Source organism: Hymenobacter sp. H14-R3 (assembly GCF_030063445.1).
Classification (GTDB): domain Bacteria; phylum Bacteroidota; class Bacteroidia; order Cytophagales; family Hymenobacteraceae; genus Hymenobacter.
In genome coordinates, this window is sequence record NZ_JASITD010000001.1 from 343,690 (window position 1) to 364,611 (window position 20,922).

The following is a 20,922-nucleotide window of genomic DNA, read 5'->3' on the forward strand; positions in this document are numbered from 1 at the left end:
GGGAAAGCCCACTGGCGGCGGGCGCACTTTTGAAGCAGGGCAGGGCGTTGCCATCGGGTTGGAGCCACAACAAAGCCCCGGCTGAAACCTGCTCTGTAAACAGCTATTTTACAAGCGTTTGCAGAGCAGGCTTCAGCCGGGGCTTGGCATTGCCAGGCGGTGGCTTTTACCCTATAAAATGGGGTTTATCGAGCTTTTTGCTGATGCGGTACGCGGCGTTTACCAGGCCCACATGGCTGTAGGCCTGCGGGAAGTTGCCCCACTGCGAGCCGGTTTTGGCGTCTACGTCTTCGCTCAGCAGGCCGAGGTGGTTGGCGTAGGTGATAAGCTGCTCGAACTCGGCAATGGCTTCGTCGAGGCGGCCCACGCAGGCCAGGGCCTCCACGTACCAGAAAGAGCAGATGAGGAAGGTGGTTTCGGGCGTGCCAAAATCGTCTTCGTGGCGGTAGCGGTAGAAGAGGCCCTCGGGCGTTTTCAGCTCTTTTTCCAGCTCTACCAAGTGGTGCTTGGTGCGCGCCGAGTCGGGGTCGAGGTAACCCATGGTAATGAGCTGGATAGTGCTGGCATCGAGGTCCTTTGAGCCGATGGCGTTGGAATAGGCGCCGCGCTCGGGGTTGAAGCACTGCTCGATATGCGCTTCCGATACGCTGAGCAAGCGTTGAGCTTTAGCCTCCAACTCTTTGTTGCCCAGCGACTTGGCTACCCGAATGGCGGCGTGGCTGCCGGCCCAGTGAAAGAGGTAGGTGTAGCAGTGCTTCTGGGCAATGTGCCGAAATTCCCAGAGGCCGGCGTCGGGCTGGTCCATGGTGGCTTCGATGAGGCGCAGCGACTCCTCCACCAAAGCCAGGGGCGCGGCGCGGGTGGGGTCGCGGAAGCGGGCATCGACGTAGAGCGGCAGCAGCGCCACCAGCACCTGGCCATACACATCGTTCTGGATGTGGGTGTAGGCATCGTTGCCAATGCGCACGGGCTGGTTGCCGAGGTAGCCGGCCAGCGGCAGCTCCTGCTCAATGAGGTCGGTTTTGCCCCCAATGCCGTAGAGCGGCTGAAACTTATCCTTGGCCTTGCTCGAAATATTGGCAATGAAGTGGAAGTAGCGCTCCATCTCCTCCGAGTGGCCGATGTTGTTGAAGGCCGTGAGGATGTAGTAGGTATCGCGCATCCAGCAGAAGCGGTAGTCCCAGTTGCGGGTGCTGCCGGGGGCCTCGGGCAGGCTGGTGGTGCTGGCCGCGATAATGGCCCCGGTGTCTTCGTACTGGTGAATTTTGAGGGCCAGTGCCGAGCGAATTACCTGCTCCTGGTGAAAGTTGCCGATGCTGGTGCTCTTCACCCACTGCCGCCAGTAGGCAACGGTGCTGGTGAGAAAGCGCTCGGCGGTGCTCTCCAGGGCAGCCTCCAGGGGCGCGCCGTAGGTGAGCACAATGTACTTGGTTTCGTTGAGCACAAAGTCCTCCTCATCAAGCACATACGTGAGTGGAATATTGGTAGTGAGGCGAATTTCCTCCTCCATGCCCAAAAACGCGATGTGGTTGGAGCTGCGACGCCGCGTGAGCTCCTGCTCGCCGTACTGGGCCACGGGCCGCACGGCCGCCCGAATGCGCGGCGCGCCGCTGAGCGGCTCCACCTTGCGAATGAACATGAGGGGCTTGTAGTAGCGCTCGTATTGCAGAAAGCGCGGCGCAAAGTCGGTGACGCGGTAGCTGCCGTCGGCCGTGGTTATTTCGGTGCAGAGCACGTTGGTGTTCGGCACGTAGTACTGGTGGCTCGTAAACTCGGCGGTGGCGGGGCGCAGGCTGCACTCGCCGCCCTTTTGCTCGTCGAGCAGGCTGCCAAATACAAAGCTGCTGTCGAAGCGCGGCCAGCAGAGCCAGCGCACGGCCGTGTCGGTGCCAATGAGGGCCAGGAAGGCGCAGTTGCCGACCACACCCATGTCATACGTGTGCTTTATCATAAATTACTGGCTGTTAGCTATTAGCCATTAGCTATTGGCTTTTTTGAGAAGGTAGGAGCAGCCCGGCAAACCGCCGCGTGGGTTATTCTACGCGCAAACGCGCAGAGTTCGCGCTACCCGGCTTAGTGCTTGGGCATCATTTCGGCGGCGCTGAGCTGGTAGATGTCGTGGCGGCGGTTGCGCAGGTTTTGCACGCTGCCGCTGTGGCGCAGGCGGTCCAGAATGGTCAGGTCTACGTCGGTCACGAGTATCATCTCCGTGTTGGGGGTGGCCTCACTCTTCACGCCGGTGTTGGGGAAGGCAAAGTCGCAGGGCGTGAGCACCGCCGACTGCGCATACTGGATATCCATGTTCTTGACCCTGGGCAGGTTACCCACCGAGCCAGCCATGGCCACGTAGCACTCGTTCTCGATGGCGCGGGCCTGGGCGCAGTGCCGCACCCGCGAATAAGCCGTTTGGGTATCGGTGAGGAAGGGAATAAACAGGATGTTCATGCCCTGGTCGGCGAGCAGGCGGGCCAGCTCCGGAAACTCCGAGTCGTAGCAGATGAGCACGCCGATGGGCCCGCAGTCGGTGTCGAACGTCTGGAGGCGGGTGCCGCCGCGCAGGGCCCAGTACTTGGCCTCGTTGGGCGTCACGTGGATTTTCTCGTAGCGCTCTACCGAGCCGTTGCGGCGGCAGAGGTAGCCCACGTTTAGCAGGTGCCCATCGTCGCCCACCACGGGCATCGAGCCGGTGATGATGTTGATGTGGTACTGCACCGCCAGCTTGGTAAAGCGGGCCAGAATCTCGTCCGAAAACTGGCTCAGCTTCCGAATGGCGTCAATCTCAGCCAGCTCGTTGGTTTCAGCCATCAGCGGGCCGTGAAACAGCTCTGGAAAGAGCGCAAAGTCGGCGCGGTACGAGGCCAGCGCATCCACAAAGTACTCCACCTGCTGAAACATGTCGTCCAGGCCGTCGTAGAGGCGCATTTGCCACTGCACCAGGCCCAGGCGCACCTGCGTTTTCTGGGCCACGGGCGGCACCGGGCGGGTGTCGTACAGCATATTGTCCCACTCCATCAGCAGGGCGTAGTCGCCGCTGGCCTCGTCGCCGGGCAGGTAGTTGCGTAGTACCCGCACCGGGTGGAAGTCATTGGCCAGCTGAAAGTTGAGGGCTGGGTCCACGATGGCGCGGTCCTTCACCTGGCGCACGTACTCCTTGGGCGACAGCGTGTCCTGGTAGGCGTGGTAGCCCGCAATGCGCGCCCCAAAGTTGATGGCCCGCAGGTTGAGGCGCTCACACAGCTCCTTGCGGGCATCGTAGAGCCGGCGCGCCAGCCGGCGCCCCCGCATGGCCGGCACCACAAATACCTCGATGCCGTAGAGGGTATCGCCGGCCGGGTCGTGGGTCGAGAAGGTATAGTCGCCCGTTACCTGCTGAAAGGTGTGGTCGTTGGCCAGCTTTGCGTGGTCAACAATGAGCGAGAGCGCGGCCGCCACCACCTCGTTGTTCACCGTCACCACAAATTGCCCTTCGGGGAAAATGGTTACCAGCCGGGCCAGTTGCTCGCGCCGCCAGTAGCTACCCATTTGGGGGTAGGCTTGCAGCATAGCGGCTTTCACGGCCTCATAATCAGTATTTTGCAGATGGCGTAACTCAATAATTTCGTTCATAAAATCCGGGGTATCGCTAGCTTTTCATGGGCAAGCGCGGGCGGGCAACCGGCTTTCCGGCCCCGCCCGCGTTCGCTGGGTACAGCTAGTACGTACGCGAAAAACCGCGTTACCGCCGAGTTTTTACGCGCGCCGGGCGGCAGTGGGCAGTGGGCGGCGCGCACAAAGAAGCCGCCTACCCGGCGGGGCTGGCGGCTTCTTTGTGGGCAGTAGCCCGGGCTGAGCTAGGGCTGCACCTTGGCCTGCTCGTCGGGGGTGGGCTGGTGCTTTTCGCCGGTAGTAACGGCCTTGGCGTAGGCAAAGGCCCGCACAAACAGGTTGCTGGGCGAGTCCCAGTACTCGCCGTTCTCGATATCTACCTTGAGCAGGGCAATGGTGGGGTCGTCGCTGCCCTTGGGGAAGAAGCCGCGGAAGTCCTCGCGCCACAACTCCTTGATTTTCTGCTTGTCCTCGACCACCGTGGCCGTGCCGGCAATGGTGACGTAGGTAGCCGCGTCGGGGTCCGAATAGCCCAGCCCGACCTGGTTGTTGGCTTTAATTTCGCTGACTTTCTGCGCGTCTTTCTCCGTGAAAAACCACAGGGCACCTTCGTTGCCCGGCTCGCAGGTGTACATGGGCCGGCCGTGCAGGCGGCCCTGCGCATCGAGGGTGGTGAGGGTGGCGTACTTCACTTCTTTGATTTTCTTCAGAAGCTTGTCTACTTCATGAGTTACTGCAACGTGCTCGGCCATGGGAAAAGGGAAATTGAAGAGTGAAAACACCCGGCTATACGGCGTAGCAAGGCCCCAGCGTTGCCGGCTTATTACCTGAATGACACTATTTTATGCATTATTTTTTAATAAGCTAAGCCGTATTTTTCTCTAGTAGCAATCGTTTTCTGGTAGTTAGGTGGCCGGGCCGGGCGGGCGGCCCCCGGGCCGGCCCACGCCCCGGCACCAGCGGCAGCCTAAGCCCCACGGCACCCGTACTAGCGGCGTATGTCTCCTACTGCCACCCGCGCCCGCCCCAACCTCACCCAAGGCCCCATTCTCAAAGCCCTGCTGACGCTGGCACTGCCCATCGTGTTTGGCAACTTGCTCCAGACTGGCTATCAGCTGGTTGATGCCTATTGGGTGGGCCGGCTGGGGGCCAGCGCGGTGGCGGCGGTGGCGGTGAGCTTCCCGGTCAATTTTTTGCTGCTGGCGCTGGGCTCGGGCTTTTCGGTGGCGGGCTCGGTGCTGGTGGCCCAAAACTTCGGGGCCCGCAACCTGCCGATGGTCAACCACATTGCGGCCCAAACGCTGGTGCTCGAAACGGCGCTGGCGCTGGTGCTCACGGTGGTGGCGCACGTGGCCTCGCCGCTCATTTTGCGGCTCATTGGGGTGGGGCCCGACATTTTTACGCAGGCCGACCAGTTTCAGCGCACCCTGTTTTTGGGGCTGGCCTTCAATTTCGGCTTCCTCATGTTTCAGGCCCTGATGCGGGGCGTGGGCGAGGTGCGCATTCCGCTCTACATCAACATTACCACGCTGGTACTCAATTTTGGGCTCGACCCGCTGTTTATCTACGGCTGGGGGCCGGTGCCCGCGTTTGGGGTGGCGGGCGCGGCGGCGGCCACCATCAGCACGCAGGCACTTTCGATGGCCATTGGCCTGGTGATATTGCTGCGCGGCAAGTCGGGTATTCAGCTCAGCTTCAAGGGCTTCAAGCCCGATTTTGCGCTCATGCAGCGGACCTTCAAGCTGGGCGTGCCGTCGAGCATCGACCTGTCGGCCCGCGCCCTGGGCCTGTCGATGATGACGGTGCTGGCCGCCACGTTTGGCACCACCATCCTGGCCACCTACGGCATTGGGTCGCGCATACTGGCGCTGGGCATCATTCCGGCGCTGGGCATTTCGCTGGCCTGCTCCACGCTGGTGGCCCAGAATATTGGGGCCCGCAACGTGGGCCGGGCCGTCCGCACCGCCAACTACGCCATCGCCATCAGCTTTGGGGGCTTGCTGCTGGTGGGGGTGGCGGGCTACCTGGCGGCGCGGCCGCTGGTAAGCTTTTTCCTAAAGGGCGACGAAACCGTGACCACCAACGCCGTGGAATTTGTGCGCATTGCCGTGTTTAGCCTGTGCTTCACGGGGGCGCAGCAGTCGGTATCGGGCGCGTTGCGCGGCTCGGGCAATACACTGTCGGCCATGTTATTAACCATTATTGGCGTGTGGGTTTTCCAGTTTCCGGTGGCGTGGTACCTGTCGCAGCACACGGCGCTGGGCTTTCGGGGGCTGTGGTGGTCGTTTGTGATAGCCAACGTGCTGGCCGCCACGCTGGCGCTGCTCTGGTACCTGCGCGGCAGCTGGAAAGGCACCGACCTGGCCGACCCACTGCCAGGCGAGGTGGCGGCCGCCAGCCCCACGGAAGACAAAGCGGGGTAAATATTCTTAACTATTTTATTATCAAGTAATTAAATATTAGCAGCATGCTAAATGGCGCTATTCACCGCCCGCCCCCGGCACGCTCGCTTTCGGCGCAAAAGCCTGGCTTACTTCAAACAGCCGCTTAGTCGGCCAGCGGCCGGGTAGCCCGCCGCGTGATAAACGCGGCCAGCCAGTAGGCAAACAACGCAAACAGCGGCGCGGCCACCACATCATAGGTGTAGTGCACGCGCTGCACCAGCACCAGCACCCCAATGAGCAGCGCCACCAACGCCAGCGCGGGCCGCAGCCACCGGCCGCGCACCGCCAGCGCCAGAATAGCCACGGTGCCCGTGTGCCCCGAAAAAAACAAATCCTTGGTAATACCTGCCCCCGTGTGGAAAAGCGTAGCCGTGAAGGGGTCGGCCATGGGTACCATGTCGAGCGGTGGCGCCAGCGGCACCAGCCAGATGCTGGCCATGCGCAGCAGCAGCAGCAGCGCATAGCCCCATAGCCCGCGCAAAAACAGCTGCGGCTGGCGCGTGAGCCAGCCCACCGCCACCAGCACGCCCCCATACATGAGCACGAATACGGGCGTGGCTACGTCGTGGCGCGGCAGCATGTGCAGCAGCGGGTCGGCGGCCACGGTGCCGCTGCGGTGCTCAATGGCCTGAAAAAAGCCCGGTGTAATGGGCACCAGCACCCCAAACAGCAGCACCAGCAGCAGCAGCCAGCTCCAGCGAAACGCCGGCCGGGCCCATGCCTGCGCCCACGCCCCCCGGCCGGCCGGCGCGGCCACTACCGCGGTAGCGGCGGGTTCGGGGCAGGTGGGGGCAGCAGCAGAAGGCAGAACACGCATGAGAGCACACTAGAGTAAGGACGAGGCGTTGCTTAGCCAGCAAAATTAGGCCCGCCCGGACGATACGTAACCTGGGCGTAACACCCGGCGGCCCGGCGCGTGTTCCCGGCGGGCCGGGGGCGGGGCGCTACGCAGTATCTTGGCCACTATGAAAATTGTTACCAACGCATTCGCTATCGGCCTGGGGCTCAGCCTGGCTACCACGGGTGCCCAGGCCCAAAACGCCGCCCTCAATACCCGCATTGCCACCCTGGCCGCCGCCGAGCAAAGCAAGGTGGTAGCCTGGCGGCGCGACCTGCACGAGCACCCCGAGCTGGGCAACGAGGAAACCCGCACCGCCCAGCTCATTGCCACCCAGCTCAAAAGCTGGGGCCTGGAGGTGCAAACCGGCGTAGGTCGCACCGGCGTGGTGGGCATTTTGCGCGGCGGCAAGCCCGGCCGCGTAGTGGCCCTGCGCGCCGACATGGACGGCCTGCCCCTCACCGAAACCAGCGGCCTGCCCTTTGCCAGCGTGGTAAAAGCCACCTACCTGGGCCAGCCCGTGGGCGTGATGCACGCCTGCGGCCACGACACCCACGTGGCCATGCTGCTGGGCGCGGCCGAGGTACTGAGCCAGGTAAAAAAGGACCTGCCCGGCACCGTCAAGTTCATTTTTCAGCCCGCCGAGGAAGGCTCCTTGCCCGGCGTGGTGGGCGGGGCCAAGCTCATGGTGCAGGAGGGCGTACTGGAAAAGCCCAAGGTGGATGCCATTTTTGGGCTGCATATCTGGGCCTCCACGCCGGTGGGGCAGCTCACCTACCGGCCGCGTGGCGAAATGGCTAGCTCTGACCGCTTTACCATCAAGGTCATGGGCAAGGGTGCGCACGGGGCCAAGCCCTGGGCCAGCATCGACCCGGTAGTGACGGCGGCCGAAATCATTACGGCCCTCCAAACCATTGTGAGCCGGCAGGTAGACCTCACCCAGGATGCCGCCGTGGTAACGGTGGGCACCGTGCAGGCCGGCGTGCGCTACAACGTTATTCCGCCCGATGCCACGCTCAGCGGCACCATTCGGGCGTTCAGCCCCGAAACGCAGCAGCGCATTTGGGCGGCCATCCGGCGCACGGCCGCCGGCATTGCGGCCGCCAACGGGGCCACCGCCGAGGTGGGCATTGAGCCCTACGTACCCGTCACCTTCAACGACCCCGCCCTCACGGCCCAGATGCTGCCCACCCTGCAGCGCGCAGCGGGTACCGACAACGTGCACGAAATCAAGGCCGTAACCGGGGCCGAGGATTTTGCCTGCTACCAGGAAAAAATTCCTGGCTTGTTCTTCTTTCTGGGTGGCATGGCCCCCGGGGCCGACCCCGCCACCGTGGCCGACCACCACACCGCCGGTTTCCGGGTCGAGGAAAGCGCTTTTCCGCTGGGTGTGAAGACGCTGGCCACCCTAGCCGCCGATTATCTAAGCAGGAAGTAGAGTGTGCGGTAAGCTTTAGCTGGCCGTAATTGGAAAACGGCCAGCTAAAGCTTACCGCACACCCTACCCTAGTCATTTTGCACCAATACCTTAGGCTTCTTTTTACCCAGCGTATACTCCACTTTAAACGTGAGCGTAGCAAACCCATCGAGCGCGTCGCCACTGGCCCGGCGGCTCACATCGTCGAGCAAGTCGGTGCTGGTGAAGTAGTAGAGGCCTTCCAGGGTGAGGGCCAAGCGCGGGGCGGCGCGCAGCGTAACGCCGCCGCCCACGGGCAGCACCGCCGCCAGGCCGGGGTAGCTGTTACCAGCTTCGGGTAGCAGTGGCAGGCCATACTGGCTGGCTTCGGGGCTGTAGAGCAGGGCACCGGCGCCAGCCTCCACGTACACCAGCACCGGCATTTCCTGGTGCTTGAGGCCTATGTACAGGCTCTTATCGGCAAACAGGTTGTATTGCAGGCGGGCGGCCAGCAGGCCGTTATCGCTGGCAAAAGCCAGGTCCCGGCTCGGAAATACGTCCTTGGCACGCAGGCGAAAGTAGCTGAGGTCGAGGGCAAAGGTGAGGTGCGGGCTGAGCGTTTGGGCCAGGCCAGTGCTGAAACCCACGCGCAGCTTATTGTCACTGAGCCTGTTGGTGAGGTCACCGTTGTAATAAGCTGCGTTTACCCCAAAATTGAGGCGCATGCGCGGGCGGTGGTAGGGCTGCCCCTTGGGCGTGACGAAGCGCCGGGGCGAGTGGTAGCCGGGGGGCGCAGCTACGGCGCTGAGGCTGGTGCCCAGGAGCAGGCTGAGTAAAAAGGTGCGCATTGCAGGAAGAAAGAAAAGATAGTAAGCGGCTAGTGGCCCGCCCACGAGCGTGCAGGCAGGAAGCCCCATACGGCGAAGGCCGGCTCACCGTTGGCCCAATGGGCTTTGCGGGGCAACGGGGCAGTATCTTGCGGGCTACAATCCGCTTGCGCGCATGACTCTGCATTTTTCTCTGCCCTACCGCACCACTTACGGCCAGCGCCTGGTGGTTTGTGGCTCCTTGCCCAGCCTGGGCCTTTGGCAACTGGCCCACGCCCTGCCCCTCACCTACGATGAAGCCACCACCCGCTGGAGCGCCGAAGTAGAAGTAGCTGCCAACCCGGCCGCCCTCATTACCTATAAGTACGTGCTGCTAATGGAAGGCGGCGGCGTAGTGTGGGAGTGGGGCGATAACCGCAGCCTGGCCCTGCCGGATACAACCCTGCCCAGCGGCCCAGCCCCGGCGCACCTGGCGGTGCGTGACTTCTGGCGGGCTCCCGCCCAGGCTGCTAACGAGCTGTTCATGGCGGCCTTCACCAAGGCGCTGTTTCGGCGGCCGGCGACTACGCCTGCCGCCGCTGCACCAGCCAAAAAAACGCCCGCCAAAGCCAAAAAGGCCGCGCCCGCGCCCGCGTCGGCTGCCGTGCGCTTTCAGCTCGCAGCCCCGCGCGTAGACCCCCGCCACCAGGTGTGCGTGCTGGGCTCGGATGCTGCCCTCGGCAGCTGGGACAACACCCGGCCCCTGCTGCTTTCGGATGCCGCCTACCCCGCCTGGCAGGCCGAGCTGGCGCTGCAAAGCCCCGACCAGGAGCTGCGCTACAAATACGGCTTCTGGAATGCCCAGAGCGGCACCGTAGTGCAGCTCGAAACCGGCGACGACCGCGTGCTGCCCGCCCACGCCGCCCAGCCCGGCACCCTCACCGTGCTGGCCGACGAGGGCTTTGGCTACGCGGCCCAGCCCTGGCGCGGAGCTGGCGTGGCCATGCCCGTGTTCTCACTGCGCAGCGAGCAGGGCCTGGGCGTGGGCGAGTTCACCGACCTGAAGCTGCTCATCGACTGGGCCGCGCAAACGGGCCTCAACATGGTGCAGATTCTGCCCATCAACGACACCACGGCCACCCATACCTGGGTCGATTCGTACCCCTACGCCGCCATTTCGGTGTTTGCGCTGCACCCGCAGTACCTGCACCTGGGCGGCATTGCCGAGCTCAAGGACAAAGCCACCCGCGCCGAGCTGGCCCAGCTGCGCACCGAGCTGAATGCCAAGGACTTCGTAGACTACGAAGCCGTAATGAATGCCAAGTGGAAGTTTCTCAAGCTGTTGTATAAGCAGGAGAAGAAGAAATTTCTGGCCGACCCCGCCTTTCAGCAGTTCCGGGCCGAGCAGGCCGGCTGGCTGGTGCCCTACGCGGCTTTTTCGGCGCTGCGCGAGCGCTTCGGCACCGCCGATTTCACCCAGTGGCCCCCCGAGTTTCAAACCCCCGCAAAGCTGGAGGCGCTCACCAATGAGAAGGCGGCCGACTTCGACGAGTTTGGCCTGCACTTCTTCACCCAGTTTCACCTCGACCAGCAGCTGCGGGCCGCCGTGGACTACGGCCGCACCAAGGGCGTGGTGCTGAAGGGCGACCTGCCCATCGGCATCTACCGCCATTCGGTAGATGCCTGGACGCAGCCCGAGCTCTACCACATGGACCAGCAGGCCGGCGCCCCGCCCGACGACTTCTCCACCAGCGGCCAAAACTGGCGCTTCCCCACCTACAACTGGGCCCGCATGGCTCAGGACAACTACCTATGGTGGCGCGAGCGCCTGGGCCACCTGGCCCGCTACTTCGACGCCCTGCGCATCGACCACATCCTGGGCTTTTTCCGCATCTGGGAAATGCCCGAGAACTCGGTCGAGGGCCTGCTGGGGCACTTTGCCCCCGCCCTGCCCCTGCACCGCCACGAAATTCAGCGCCGCCTGGGCTGGTTCGACTATGGCCGCCTCTGCGAGCCCTACATCCGCTGGCACCTGCTGGAGCGCACCTTCGGGGCCGAGGCCCAGGCCGTGTTCGATGAGTTTATGACCGCCGACCAGTACGGCGCCATTCAGCTCAAGCCCGAAGTGGGCAGCCAGCGCCTTGTCGAAGCGTACGTAAACGCGCAGATTGCCGCGCAGCCCGCGCGCGAGGAGTTCTTACTGCGCGTTCGGCCGGGCCTGTATCACTTTGTGAATGAGGTACTTTTCTTACCCGCCGGCAACGACTTCTACCACCCGCGCATTACGCTCAACAAAACCGCCAGCTTTGCCGAGCTGGCCGACGACGAGAGCCGCCGCCGTCTCTACGACGACATTTACGTGGATTATTTCTTCCGTCGCCACGAGGAGTTCTGGCGTGAGCAGGGGCTTATTAAGCTGCCCGCCGTGCGCTACGCCACCAATATGCTCATCTGCGGCGAAGACCTGGGCATGGTGCCCGCCTCGGTGCCCGGCGTAATGCACCAGCTTGGTATTCTGGGCCTTAACATTCAGCGGATGCCCAGCAACCCGGCCACCGAGTTTGGCCACCCCGCCGATGCGCCCTACCTGTCGGTAGTGACCACCGGCAGCCACGACATGAGTACCCTGCGCGGCTGGTGGGAAGAGGACCACGTGCGCACCCAGCGCTACTTCGAAACCACCCTTGGCCACTGGCGCCAGCTGGCCCCCTACTACTGCGAGCCCTGGGTGGTGCGCGAGGTGCTGAACCAGCACCTGCAATCGCCGGCCATGTGGGCCGTATTCCCGCTCCAGGACTTCCTGGGCATGGACACCCACCTGCGCCGCGCCAACCCGCACGACGAGCAAATCAACGTGCCCAGCAACCCCCAGCACTTCTGGAAGTACCGCCTCCACCTGCCCCTCGAAGAGCTGGTAGAAGCCGTGGGTTTCAACGAGCCCGTGCGCGCGCTGGTGGAGGCCAGCGGCCGCGGCCCGGCTTACTAGCCCACTCGGCTTTTACTTCACAAGCCAAAAAAAAGCGGCCGCCCAGTTTGGGTGGCCGCTTTTTTATTAATTGATTATCAATTAATTATAGCAAAAATCTATTCGCCCAGCGACATCTGTTTGAGGTAGGCTTTCATGGGCGGCGTGGCCTCCAGCTCGCGGAACTGCCGCAATTGCCCCGGCGACAGCAGGTGCCCGGCCACGGCCTGGAGCTGCGCCCGCTCGGCGGGTATCAACTCCGCCACGTCGGCCGCCGAATGGTTGACAGCCTGCACGTTCATGTAGGCAATTTCCTGCTCCAGGTACGTGCGCAGGCTGGTGCGTTGCGCGTCGGTGAGGTCGAGTTGGGTAGTGCAGGCCCGCACAAACTCGGCGGCCAAGGCGGGCGGCGCGGCCACCGACGCTTTCACTACGGGGTGCGTGCCGGCCACAACTGGCGCGGCTACCAACAAAAACCCACTCAACAACCAGGGAGACAATTGCATACACGTAAGATTTAAATGAACGATTCCAAGCCATTACCCAAACTAGTGTAATGGGTTAAAAGTGCCAAGTGGCTCACTTTTATTCTTTTACGCTATTTAAACCTGGTTTCTTGCAATAATGTAATTTTCTGCTAAAGCAGTTAACCTCGGCAGTAGCGTATTTTTCCCTATTTGCTCTCTGGATGGGAAACCCTAAGCGGGCACCCATGACTGGCCGATTGTCTGATTCTACTGCAAAAGATGAGTGCCTGGTTTACTTCACAAATCACATTTCATTTTTCATATTTTAGGAGGATAAAAAAATGTATTTTAACAAGTATTATTATCATTTTGTTAACGCTGAGCTAGTATTAGTTGCACTTAGTGACCAGGAAAAAAAACTGAGTCTCTACGAAATTTTTTCTGCCCGAACGCAATCCAAACCCACTAATTACTCCGTAGGCTGGGTTACTGCCCAGGTAATAGCCGTTTTTTATTCAGCGAGAAAACACGGCCGTTTGGCGAAATAAATTTAAACCTACCCGCAGTAGTCGTATTTTTGCGACACTACAAATCGTGCTTTTTTCATACTTGATAGTATCTGGCTGATTTGCTCAGTACTTGTTTCTGCCACTTTATTTTTTCCTTTTAAACTTCCGCTTCAGCTTTATGAAACCAACCTTACGATTACTAACCTTTTTGCTGGCCTGGGCCGCGCTGCTGCGCCCCGGCAGCGCGCAGGCGCAAACTCCCACGCTGGAGTTTGCGGCAGGCGCGGGTAACCCTACTGGCAATGGCCCATCTGTTGCCAACCAGGTTATTACCTTTCAAAACAACACGAATAATCCTGGCGGTAACACGTTTACAGGGTTCGCGCCAACTACTACGGCTACGTTTAGCTTAAGTAATCAACAGTATACGCTGCCTGCTACCCAGTTAAGCACTGGGTCAGGAGTAGCCTTTGGAACGCGTATCAATACCGCTGGCGCGGCATCAGTAAATAGCGGGTTGTTTCAAACAGTAGATGCTATTGGCTCCTCCACTAATGCCAATTATACTTCAGCTAACGGAACGAGTGGCGGCATTGATGTAGCTACGAATAGGGCAGTCGAGATATTTACCTCTGCTCAGCCTTTACCGGCGACAGTGCCTGCCAATGCCCGCTATAGGTACGCAGACATAACTATAGCATTTAACCAATTGGTAGTAAATCCAGTCGTGCATTTTACGGGCTTGGGGGGCACTTATGGTGCCTTTGGCTTTGCTGCGGAGCTTGACTTGGTTACCTCCGGTGTGACTCTTTCAAAGCTCGATGGTTCTGCTGAATTAGGTGTCAGTTCAACTCAAGTTCTGAATAATACCGCTAATCCTTCTGCGGAAACTGGCTCCGGCGGCGCTAGTGGCTCGGTGCTGGTTAATACTCCTAACAGCGGCATTGCTTCGGTTACCTTTAGAATATTCCTGCGCCCTGGAACCGCTGGGGGAGCAATCCATCCTACTGATAACTCCCAGCACGTTGGTGACTCCTGGCTTATCAGCGTTTCCGCGCTCACTCCGGCCCCTGTTGCCACGCCCAACACCCTGACGTTTGAAAATCCCGGTGGCACCAACTCAAGTGACGTTTCGGCGGGCTTCGCGGGCACTGACTCGCAGCCTGGCACCCTCACCTCGCTGACGCTAACCACCTTCCCGACGAACGCGACCAGCATCACGATTAACGGCACGAAGTATACCGGTGCTGCCGCATTTAACGCGGCCTCGGTAACGGCCCGCACCCTGACCACCGATGGTGATGGTACCCTAGCCACTGGCCAGAGCGTGGCGGTTGACCCGCTGGATGGCGGCCGCACGGCAGTACTACCCTTCATCGTGACGGACGTGCAGGGGGCTACCTCGGCGGCGGCCAACCTGAATATCATCTTTACGGCCACTTCTTCGGGCTACGTATTTGAGGATGTGAACTACGGTGGCGGAGCCGGGCGGCCTTTCAGCACGCCGGGCACTTCGCCCCGCGTCGGCGCTACCGTGGAGCTTTACAACACCAACACCGGCGCTTTTGTGGCCCGGACAACCACCGATGCGACCGGCAAATACTCCTTCAATACCCTTGCCAATACGGGCTACACCGTGCGCGTGGTGAATAGCACTGTTACCAGCAGCCGCAACAGTAATAATGTGGCCGGGCTGGTGCCAGTGCAGACCTACAATGGCACCACGGACCGGGTAGGAGGCGAGAGCCCCAACCTAGTGGATGCCGTTGCCAACACGGGTGGGCTTCCCCTCGCCTCGCTGACGGTGCCCGGCGTGACTACGCCCGAATCGCTGGCTACTTTCAACACCAACAACAACAACGGCCCGGACTTCGGCTTTAACTTCGACACAGTAGTAAATACCAACGACGTAGCCACCGTAACCGGCAACAACGCGCAAGGCTCGTTGCGGCAGTTTCTGCTCAATAGCAATGCCCTTACCAGCGAAGCGGCGCTGGCCCAGGTGTACACCAACGCCACGGGCGCGGCTACGGCCCTGACACCCGCGGTAGAGAAGAGCATTTTCATGATTCCGAACGGCCAGGCTATTGCCGGCCAGCGGACGGGGCTGACCAACGGCTTTACCACTTCGGCCACGGGCGGCGGCACGGGCACGAGTGCAACCATCACGCTGCAAGCAGTGCTGCCCAATATCACGGGCAACTTCACCTCTCTCGACGGCAGCACCCAGACCAGGGCCACGGGCAGCTCCAACGCGGCGGTTACCACCACGGGCAGCGAATCGCTCGGCAGTGAGGTAGCCATCAATTTCAACAACCTCAACGGCTTTGAAACCAGTGCAGCCAGCACCAGCCTGCTCAACCTGAGCCTGACTAACGCCATCACGACAGGCGGCTCTAGCATGGCGGCCTTCCGGGTTGTGGCGGGTGCTACCTCGGCCGTGGTGCAAAACAACACGTTCTATAAGAACGGCGCCAACCTGCGTATCAACGGCGTAGGCGGGGCTACTATCTCGAACAACATTTCGCGGGATGCGATAAGTGCCGAGTCGGATGGTATTGAAGTTACCGGCTCCTCAAATAATACCATCGCAAACAACCAGTTCCTGAACAACGCCGGCTTCGGCATTGACTTTATCTCGGGCACCAGCACGAACAACACCGTAACGGGCAACACGTTCAGCCGCAATGGCCAGAACAGCTCCAGTGGCTTCCAGACGGCTGGCATCGGCTTGCGCAGTGCGGGGGCAAACAACAACACCATAAGCGGCAACACCTTCACGAATAACAGAGGCGACGGTATCTCGGCTACCGCCGGCACCAACAACGTTTTCTCGCAAAACAGCTTCTCCGACAATGGCGACCTGGCCATTGACCTGGGCAATGCCGGCAACGCCAATGGCGATGGCGTTACGCTGAACACAGCTGATGCTACCCGCACTGGGGCCAACAAACTGGTTAACTTCCCTATACTGACTACGGCAGCCATCAGCGGCACTAACCTGGTGGTAAGCGGCTACGTACGCCCTGGCGCCCTGGTAGAGCTATACTTGGCTACGCCTGACCCCACTGGCTTTGGAGAAGGTACTAGCTACCTCACTAATTTCACGCAACGCACAACCCCAGGCACTACGGGTAACGTGGTAACCGGGGCCAGTGCTACCTATGGCCCGGCCGCTATTAACGGCCTCAACCAAGGCACTGACAATACAAACACCTTCACGGTAACCATTTCCCTGAGCAGCCTCACGGCCGCCCAGATAGCAACGCTGCAAAGTGGCACGGCGGTACTAACCAGCACCGCTACTATTGCGAACAGCGGTACTTCCGAGTTTTCGGGCAATACCCTCCTGGCTGCCGATGTGACCACGGCCCTGGCCGGCCCCGCTACGGTAGTACCGGGCCAGGCCACGGGCACCTACACGGCTACGTTCACCAACGAAGGCCCACAGGCGGCTTTGCAGGTAACCCGCAAGGTTACGCTGCCCGCTGGCGCTACCAACGTAGTTATTCCCGCTGGTGCTACGATTTCGGGTAGCGTAATCGACTTCGGCACGGCTACTACCCTGGCCAGTGGTGTCAGCAACGCATTCACGTTCAGCTTCACGCCGGCCGCTACGGCTACTGGCACCCTGAGCATTACGAGCAACGTAACCACTACGACCTCGCAGGGCACCGATTTGGCTCCTAATGCGTCGACTATTATCGCCACGGTAACACCAGTAGCCGATGTGGCCACGACCATTGTAGCCAACACGACACCCGTAGAGGCCGGTACTTTGGCCACGGCTACCAACCCACCCAAGTTCACCGTAACTTTTACTAATAACGGTCCGGTTGCGGCCGAGGGCGTGACGCGCACCGTGCAATTGCCCACTGGGCTCACGGGTGTGACCTTCACGGGTACAGCGGGTACCTACGACTCCATGACAGGGGTAGTAACGTACACGGGCACTTCGCTTACGAGTGGCAATACTATTACCTCGGGCATTGCTTTCAACGCACCGGTCAACGGCCCGGTAGTAGCTACCTCCTTCATCTCGACGACGACTAATGAAGCAGGCAACACGGGCAATAACTTGGCAAGTGCCACCATCAACATCAGCCCGGTCTTCGACCTGACAACGACCATCAGCGGCCCGGCCTCAGCGGCCCCTGGTGCCCTGGTGACCCTGGCCGTGACAACGACCAACAACGGCCCGAGCGCCGCGTCCAACGCCGTGCAAACCGTGCAGCAGTTGCCGCAGAACCTGGAAAACGTGTACGTAAGCAACGGCGGGGTCTACAACGGCACCAATGCCACCAAGAACTTCACGGTGAACGGCGTGACCTACTCGGTAGCACCCGGCGAGGTGGTGTTCCCCACCATCGGCAGCTTGCCCAGCGGCCAAACCGTAGCCAACTCGATAAGCTTCTCGCAGCCCGCCTCGGCGTACTCGCCTTTGGCCCTGGTGTCTACTACAACGGGCCGCGATACGAACCCGGCCAACAATACGGCCTACCTCAACGGGGCTGCCAGCAGCACCACCCTGGCCGTAGTAGCTCCCGTTGCTGGCATAGCCAATGCGTACACGACCATCACCTCATCGGTAGCCTCCACTACGGTGGGCGGCTCCATAACGCTGACCGTAGTAACGGGCAACAACGGCCCCAGTGCAGCCACCGGCGTAGTGCAGAAGGTGCAGCTGCTGCCCGGCCTGACGGGCCTGACAATCTCTAACGGCGGCACTTACAATGCCACCACGGGCATTGTGACCTTCCCAACCCTGACCAACGGCGCCAACGGGAGCACCAGCGGCACGAGCGTGAGCAACACCATCACGTTCCTGGCCCCGGCCAGCATCGGCAACAACGGCCAGCTGCTGGCAATGGCCGCCGTGAGCACTACCAACACCGACCCGGTTCCGGCCGACAACGTGGCTTCGGTAGGCGTTACGCTGTTGCAATCAGCCGACCTAGCCACCACCATCACCGGCCCCACTTCGGCCCTGGTAGGGCAGTCAGTTACTTACACGGCTACCTTCACCAACAATGGCCCGATGACGGCTACCAACGTGCTTGAAACGGCGCAGCTACCCGCTGGCCTGACCGCAGGCGCGGTAGTTATCACGGACCCCGCCGGCGGCGTGGTGACTAGCGCGAGCTACGACACTACCACCGGCCTCGTGACCTTCCCCACGCAGCCTACGGACCTCAACGGTGCCAGCCAAGTGTATAACATCACGTTTGTGGCTCCATCGCAGACCCTGGTGGTACGCAGCAACGTGACTTCAAGCACTGTTGATGCCGTGCCGAAGAACAATAACGCTAGCGTAACAACCACCATGACGGCGAGCGCTGACTTAGCTACCACGGTAGCTGGCCCAGCTACCGCTGTAATAGGTAGCGCCGTTACCTACTCAGTTACCACGACTAACAACGGGCCTTCGACCGCTACTAACACGGTAACGACTTTGCAGTTGGACAAAAACCTAACTACGGTAAGCGTGCCGAATGGCTCGTATAACTCGGGCACCGGCCTGGTAACGTTCAACACCCTGGCTAGCCAGGTAGCTGGCACGACCACGACCAACTACGTAACGTTCGTGATGCCCAACGTAGCTGACGGCCAGACTTCCGGCGTGGCTTCGGCTACCTCGGATGTGACCGACCCTACGGCTGGCAACAACACGGCGAGCGTAGCTACCAGCGTGGCGCCTGCCACGGCAACCTCGGCCGACATCACGGCGAGCGTAACGGCCGGGGCTGGCACGGCCGCGCCCGGCTCAACCATTGCCTTCACGGCGGTGTACGGCAACCTGGGCACCGACCCGGCCGTGAACGTGGTACCCACCTTGCAGCTAGCTCCCGGCTTCACTACTGCCACCATAAAGCTGGGTACCCAGACTGGCACGCTGAGCAACGGCCTCATCACCTTCGCCACCAGCGGCGCAGTTTATAACCAGCAAACGGGTTTGGTTACATTCCCAACCGTTGCCAGCCAAGCTGTTGGCACGGCCAGCAATGTGAGCTACGTTGTGAACGTGACGGCCCCGGCCAACGGTCCTGTTGTAGCAGTTGCGGCCACCACCTCGAACACGAGCGAGCCGAACACTACGACTGCCCAAGCGAACAACGTGTTCAGCGCCAGCGTAGTCATCACGCCATCGTTTGATGAGGTAACGAGCCTCAGCGGCCCGGCTTCGGCCCCGGTTGGCGGCAGCGTGACCTACGTGGTGACGACGACCAACAACGGCTCTTCGGCAACGAGTAACCCGACCACGCAGACGGTGACGCTGCCGGCCGGCGTGACAGTTACCAACATCAGCCCCGGCGGCACCCAGACGGGCAACACCATCACCTGGACGGTTCCAACCGGCCAGGCCGCTGGTGCCAACGGCGCAGTAGCCAACAGCTTCACCATTGTGCAGCCCGCGGGCGGTACCACGGTGACGGCCAACGTAACCGTGACTGGTGAGAGCAACACGGGCAATAACTCGGCAACTATTACGACCCCGGTGACCAACCGTGCACCGCTGGCCTACGCCGTAGTGAACACCCTCCAGGGCCCGCAGTCGAACGATGCCGGTGGCCTGCCCAACGGCTTGCTCATCTCGCCGCTGAATGCCTCGGACCCCGAGATTGCCTTCTCTAATACGCCGACTATGCAGAAGTACACCGTTGTGGCAGCGCCCAACGCGACGCAAGGCACGCTGTATTACAACACGACGGGCACTACCTACGCAACAGTAGCCGCCGGCCAGACCCTGACCGACGCGCAGGCCCAGACCCTGAAGTTCAAAGCCGCCACCGGCTACGTCGGCAACGCTTCCTTCACGTACTTGACTACCGACGCTGTTGGCAATGTGTCGCCCATCGTCAACTACACCATTCCGATTGAGACGGACGCTGACGCCCCGGCTTATATGAAGACGCCGCTCAAGGGTGGCACTAACAACTCTTACGGAGTTGGTGACATCATTGCTTACGTAGTGGACGCCAACGGTGCCGTGTACAACGCGGCCACCTCCCTGGTATACACCGGCACTGGCGTGCTCCAGGCCAATGCTAACAACGGCGTAGCAAGTGCCGTAGCGGGTGCTTTCACCAGCTCGCGCACTGACGTTGGCTCCTTCGCTGCGCTCGGCCTGACGGTAGATAACAACGGCCGAATTGTTGTATCTGACCCCGGCACGGTAGCCGCGCCCAAGCTTCGCACGGGCAGCTATTCTATCTCTATCACGACTACCGATGTTAATGGCGGCGTCGCTACGCAAGTAGTAAGCTTCGTTATCCCCGGTGCTCCGCTGCCGGTAGTACTCACGGCGCTCACGGCCCAGGCCGTGCAGAACCGCGATGCCCTGCTGAGCTGGACCACAGCTTCGGAAGTGAACAGCGCCTACTTCGAAGTAGAGCGTAGCCTGGACGGCACGAACTACACCAAAATCGGCCAGCAGGCTGCCAAGGGGAACTCGGCCACCACCAGCAACTACACGTTCACCGACGCGGGCATTGCTGCTCGTGCCAACGGCGCGGTGTACTACCGCCTGCGCCAGGTTGACCTGGATGCCACGGCCAGCTACTCGCCGGTGCGCACGGTTTCCTTCACAAAGGTGGCTACAGTTGCCCTGAGCCTCTACCCCAACCCGGCCCAGAACGCGACCACGCTCGACGTGAGCGCCCTGCCGGCCACGGGTACCTACCAGGTGCTGGTGCTTGACGCTACCGGCCGCACCGTACGCACGGTAAGTGTAGGTGGTGGCCAGCTGCAAACCCTAAACCTGACGGGCCTGGCTTCCGGCACCTACCAGGTGCTGGTGACTGGCACGCTGGCCAACGGCGATGCGCTGCGCCAGGTAATCCGCCTCACCAAGGAATAGGCTACCCCGGCTTAGCTGCCAGAACAAAAAAAGCGGCTCTGCCCTCCTGGGGCA

The 20,922-nt window shown here is 61.3% G+C and carries 10 protein-coding genes; 4 read left to right on the forward strand and 6 right to left on the reverse strand.

Annotated elements, in window-relative coordinates; translation table 11 throughout:
• Positions 1-166: 166 nt before the first annotated feature.
• The 3 genes from QMK33_RS01620 to QMK33_RS01630 all read right to left on the reverse strand — a co-directional run bounded on the left by QMK33_RS01620 (position 167) and on the right by QMK33_RS01630 (position 4,337).
• Positions 167-1,951, reverse strand: a complete 1,785-nt coding sequence (locus QMK33_RS01620) for a glycoside hydrolase family 15 protein (RefSeq protein WP_283562795.1) — start codon at positions 1,949-1,951, stop codon at positions 167-169.
• 122 nt (positions 1,952-2,073) lie between these two features.
• Positions 2,074-3,606: a carbon-nitrogen hydrolase family protein gene (locus QMK33_RS01625; protein ID WP_283562796.1), complete on the reverse strand. Its 1,533-nt coding sequence runs from the start codon at positions 3,604-3,606 to the stop codon at positions 2,074-2,076.
• A gap of 224 nt (positions 3,607-3,830) precedes the next feature.
• Positions 3,831-4,337, reverse strand: a complete 507-nt coding sequence (locus QMK33_RS01630; protein WP_283562797.1) for a pyridoxamine 5'-phosphate oxidase family protein — start codon at positions 4,335-4,337, stop codon at positions 3,831-3,833.
• A 246-nt stretch (positions 4,338-4,583) separates the two neighbouring features.
• On the opposite strand from QMK33_RS01630, the gene QMK33_RS01635 reads away from it, so the two are divergent.
• Positions 4,584-6,008: an MATE family efflux transporter gene (locus QMK33_RS01635; RefSeq protein ID WP_283562798.1), complete on the forward strand. Its 1,425-nt coding sequence runs from the start codon at positions 4,584-4,586 to the stop codon at positions 6,006-6,008.
• Between the two features lie 124 nt (positions 6,009-6,132).
• Here QMK33_RS01635 and QMK33_RS01640 read toward each other — a convergent pair whose 3' ends face one another.
• Entirely contained in the window at positions 6,133-6,846 is a 714-nt protein-coding gene (locus tag QMK33_RS01640; RefSeq protein WP_283562799.1) for a phosphatase PAP2-related protein, read from the reverse strand.
• A gap of 148 nt (positions 6,847-6,994) precedes the next feature.
• On the opposite strand from QMK33_RS01640, the gene QMK33_RS01645 reads away from it, so the two are divergent.
• Complete coding sequence (locus QMK33_RS01645) at positions 6,995-8,305, forward strand: amidohydrolase (protein WP_283562800.1); 1,311 nt, start codon at positions 6,995-6,997, stop codon at positions 8,303-8,305.
• A gap of 68 nt (positions 8,306-8,373) precedes the next feature.
• On the opposite strand, the gene QMK33_RS01650 is transcribed toward QMK33_RS01645, so the two are convergent.
• Positions 8,374-9,111: a hypothetical protein gene (locus QMK33_RS01650; protein WP_283562801.1), complete on the reverse strand. Its 738-nt coding sequence runs from the start codon at positions 9,109-9,111 to the stop codon at positions 8,374-8,376.
• Between the two features lie 154 nt (positions 9,112-9,265).
• Between QMK33_RS01650 and QMK33_RS01655 the strand changes: the two genes are divergently transcribed.
• Positions 9,266-12,055: a 4-alpha-glucanotransferase gene (locus tag QMK33_RS01655; protein WP_283562802.1), complete on the forward strand. Its 2,790-nt coding sequence runs from the start codon at positions 9,266-9,268 to the stop codon at positions 12,053-12,055.
• Positions 12,056-12,153: 98 nt separating this feature from the next.
• Here the strand turns inward: QMK33_RS01655 and QMK33_RS01660 are convergent, their stop codons facing one another.
• Complete coding sequence (locus QMK33_RS01660; RefSeq protein ID WP_283562803.1) at positions 12,154-12,540, reverse strand: hypothetical protein; 387 nt, start codon at positions 12,538-12,540, stop codon at positions 12,154-12,156.
• Between the two features lie 1,272 nt (positions 12,541-13,812).
• Here QMK33_RS01660 and QMK33_RS01665 point away from each other — a divergent pair.
• Entirely contained in the window at positions 13,813-20,868 is a 7,056-nt protein-coding gene (locus QMK33_RS01665) for a right-handed parallel beta-helix repeat-containing protein (RefSeq protein ID WP_283562804.1), read from the forward strand.
• Positions 20,869-20,922 lie beyond the last annotated feature (54 nt).